The organism is Acidovorax sp. KNOB132, assembly GCF_057541515.1.
Window position 1 is genome coordinate 1 of the sequence record NZ_BAAJYT010000288.1, and the last position, 4,311, is coordinate 4,311.

The 4,311-nt window shown below is 69.2% G+C and carries 2 protein-coding genes and 1 pseudogene; all 3 read left to right on the plus strand.

All coding sequences use genetic code 11. The features are described from left to right. Nucleotides 1–239, plus strand: a pseudogene (locus tag AC27IO_RS21090) (FecR family protein); the annotation flags it as partial. Between the two features lie 165 nt (nt 240–404). Then, nucleotides 405–2,861: a TonB-dependent siderophore receptor gene (locus AC27IO_RS21095; RefSeq protein ID WP_498740600.1), complete on the plus strand. Its 2,457-nt coding sequence runs from the start codon at nt 405–407 to the stop codon at nt 2,859–2,861. A 46-nt stretch (nt 2,862–2,907) separates the two neighbouring features. Continuing rightward, nucleotides 2,908–4,311 (plus strand): PepSY-associated TM helix domain-containing protein (locus AC27IO_RS21100; RefSeq protein ID WP_498740601.1); only part of this gene is annotated, 1,404 nt, incomplete at its 3' end.

Below are 4,311 nucleotides of genomic sequence, written 5' to 3' on the forward strand. Positions count from 1 at the left end.
CCCCCTGGCGCGACGGGCGCATCACCTTCGACGATGTGCCGCTGGCGCAGGCTTTGGCGGAGTTCGAGCGCTACGGGCCGACCGGCCTCGTGGTGCGCGATGCGGCCGTGGGCGCACTGCGCATGACCGGCACCTTCGACCCGCGCCGCCTGGGCAACTTCCGGCAGGCGCTGCCCAAGGTGCTGCCGGTGCGCCTGCAGGGTGAGGCGCCGCACACCGAAATCGTCGCGGCGCACTGAGCCGGCCTTGCGCCAAGCGTGCGCGCACGTGCGGTCCGACCCCGGGGGCACAAGCCACCGAATCGCCTTCTGAAAAAAAAAGCGCAAAACCCAGGTTGGGGTTTTGCCAAGCCATGCGTCTACCTGAGAAGGCTTCTTATTCCCAACCTTCCGGAGATCGTTCGCATGTCCCGTTTTCGTTTCCATCCTGCCCCGTTGGCCGTGGCGGCCGCCCTGGCGCTGGGCGCCTTGCCCACCCATGCCCAGCCGGGGACCGGTGCGCAGGCTGCGGCATCCGTGCCGGTGGACATCCGCATCGCGGCCCAGCCCCTGGCCCAGGCCCTGGCCCAGGCCCTGGATGCGCTGGCGCGGCAGGCGCGCGTGGAGCTGATGGTGCAGCCCGCATTGGTGGAGGGCAAGGTGGCGCCGGCCGTGCAAGGGCGCCTCACCGCCCGCGAGGCCCTCAACCGCCTGCTGGCGGGCAGCGGGCTGTTCGCGGAGATCGAAGGCACCTCGGTGGTCGTGCGCCGCGTGCCGCAAGGCGCAGGCACGGCCACGCTCGCGCCCGTGACGGTATCGGCCCAGGCCGAGCGCCCGGTGGCGACCGAGCACACGGGCTCGTACACCACGCGCGCCGTCACGGTGGGCAAGGGCGTCCAGGCGCTCAAGGACATTCCCCAGTCGATCAGCGTCGTCACGCGCCAGCTGATGGACGAGCAGAACATCACCTCGGTCTACGACGCGCTCGCCAGCACCACCGGCATCACGCTGGCGCAAAGCCCACAGGGCGGCAAGTACATCTATTCGCGCGGCTACGACCTGACCACGGTGCAGTACGACGGGGTGCCACTCAATCGCGGCATGTACGGGCGGGCGAGCAACTATTCATCCAGCATGGCGATCATCGACCGGGCCGAGGTCCTGCGCGGCGCTGCCGGCCTGCTGCAGGGCGAAGGCAGCCCCGGTGGGGCGGTCAACCTGGTGCGCAAGCGTCCTCTCGGCACCAACGCCACCACGGTGGAGGCCCGCGTGGGCTCGTGGGACCGCTACGGCGCGCAACTGGACGCCAGCCGCGTCCTGAACGAAGAGGGCACGCTGCGCGGCCGCGCGCTGATCGACTACGAAGACCACCACGCGTTCATGGACTATGTGAACCGCCGCAGCCCGACCGTGTACGGCACGCTGGAATACGACGTCTCGGCCGCCACGCGCATCAACTTCGGGGCCAGCTCCGAAGAAACTCGGGGCCGCCCCTCCATGAACGGTCTGCCGCGCTACGCCACCGGCGGCGACCTGAACCTGCCCCGCTCGACCTACCTGGGCGCCACCTGGAACCGGCAGGAGTCGTCCAACCGCGGGTTGTACTTCGATGCGGCGCACCAGTTCAACGACGACTGGAAGCTGCAGTTCACGGCGATGCACCTCAAGGAGGAGCACGACCTGAAATACGCCGGGGTCAACCGGGCGGTCAACCCGGCGCTGATGCAGAGCGCCAACATCGTGGCCCGGTCCATCGCCGACATCGAGACCTCGGGCATCGACGCGAACCTGACCGGAAAATTCGACGCCTTCGGCCGGCGGCACGAACTGGTGAGCGGGGTCAACTACACGCACACCACGAACGACACCATCTACGGCTTTCGGACCAACTACAACATCTTCGGCCTGAACAGCTACAACCCCGACTTCCGCGAGCCCACGGACGCCGAGATCTACACCGGCACCCGCGAGGCGCGGCAGGGCAAGGCCCGGCAACTGGGCTTCTACAACGCGGTGCGCCTGCAGCTGACCGACCCGCTCAAGCTGGTGGTCGGCGCGCGCGTCAGCTGGTTCCGCACCGACTGGGACACCGTCACCACCGGCGCGGCGCCGTCCACCTCGGCCACCCACAGCCGCGAGAACGCCAAGGTCAACCCCTATGCCGGGCTGATCTACGCGCTCGACCCGCAATGGTCCGCCTACGTGAGCTATTCCGACATCTTCAAGCCGCAGTCCGAACTGAACGAGGCGGGCCAGTTGCTCAAGCCCATGGTGGGCGCCAATTACGAAGCGGGCCTCAAAGGCGAGCTGATGGACGGCAAGGTGAATGCCTCGTTCGCCCTGTTCCGCGTGGACCAGAAGAACCGCGCGCAGGAAGACTTCAGCACCAGTCCCACCTGCCGCAGCGACTACTACTGCTACACCGACACGGGCGAGGTGCGCAGCCAGGGCCTGGATGCGGAGGTGAGCGGCGAGGTCGCGCGCCACTGGAACCTGTTCGCCGGCTACACCTTCAACCAGACCAAGTACCTCAAGGACGTGAGCAGCCAGGGCCTGTCCTTCAACAGCTACACGCCCAAGCACCTGTTTCGCCTGTGGAGCACCTACCAGCTGCCGGGCGAGCTGAACGCCATCACCCTCGGGGGCGGCGTCAACGCGCAAAGCGGCAGCTACCGCCAGATCGGCGCCGTGCGCGCCACCAACGGCGGGCGGGCGGTTTGGAATGCGCTGGTCAAGTACCAGATCAACCGCCACTGGACCGCGGCGCTGAACGTCAACAACGTCTTCGACAAGCGCTACTACAGCTCGGTCACCGCGCTGGTCAACGGCAGCTATTACGGCGACCCCCGCAATGTGATGCTGACTCTGCGCGGCGCCTTCTGACCGTGCGCAGTCGATCGCGCAGGGAATGGCCAGGGATGGGGCCCGCATGAAAGGCAACGGCAACTTCCGCCAGTCCATGTCGTGGCTGCACACCTGGTGCGGCCTCGTCTGCGGATGGCTGCTGTGCGCCATCTTCCTCACGGGCACGCTCAGCGTGTTCCGGGAGCCGATCACCCGCTGGATGGAGGCCCGGCCCGTGCTGGCGGACGCCGGGGCCGGCACACAGGGGGCCGTGCCGCACGTGCTGGCACAGGCCGTGCGGCACCTGGCCGCGCAGGCACCCGGCGCGCGCTTTTGGCGCATCGAGCTGCCCCAGCGTCCGGGCGATGCCCTGCTGCTGGCGTGGCGCGATGGCCGTGCCAACCAGACGGCCGCGCTGCATCCGGTGACCGGTGCCGTGCTGCCCCTGCCCTGGGGCCGGGCGACCGAAGGCGGACGCCACTTCATGTCATTCCACTACATGCTGCAGTGGAACGCGCTCGGCTTCTGGGTGGTCGGCTGGGTGTCGATGGCCATGCTGGTGGCGCTGGTGTCCGGCGTGGTCGTGCACCGGCGCATCTTTCAGGATTTCTTCACGTTCCGGCCGGGCAAGGGCCAGCGCTCGTGGATGGACGCCCATAACGCCACCGCCGTGCTGACGCTGCCCTTCCTGTTCATGATCGTCTACACCGGGCTGGCGATCTTCTACACCTCGTACATGCCCTGGCCCCTGCAGGCGGCCTACGGCAGCGGCGAGACGGCCCATGCCCGGTTCCAGGCCGAGCTGCACCACGGCGAGGGCGAAGCGCTGCGCCGCCCCCGCACGGGCCGGCCCGCGGCCTTGCACGATCTGGCACCACTGCTGCAAAGGGCCCGCGACCTGATGGGCCAGCCACCGCGCATGGTGGTGGTCGAGGCGCCGGGGGATGCGAATGCCACGGTGCGCGTGCTCGGCCCCCGCGAAGCCGAGCCAGGCGCAGGCCAGCGCCGCGCCTTGCTGAACCCGGTGGCCACCGCGGTGTTCGACGGCGTGAGCGGCGCCGTGCTGCAGGTGCGCCGGCCGGACCCCGACGCGGCCTTCGCCTCGGAGCAGGTGCACGCCGTGATGGAGTCGCTGCACTTCGCCCGCTTCGGTGGCTGGCCGATGAAGTGGCTGTACTTCGCCAGCGGGCTGCTCGGCACCGTGATGGTGGCCACCGGCACCGTGCTGTTCAGCGTGAAGCGGCGCCGCGCCTGCGGCAATGAGTTCGGCCGTGCCACGGCCGGCGTCTACCGCGCCATCGAGGCCCTGAACGTCGCGGCCGTGGCAGGCATCGGCGTGGCCTGCATTGGCTACCTCCATGCCAACCGCCTGCTGCCTGCCGAGCTGCCCGGCCGCGCGCTGTGGGAGATCCGGGCCTTCCTGGCGGTCTGGCTGGCCACGCTGCTGCACGCCGCGCTGCGCCCGCCGCGCCGGGCCTGGGTGGAGCAG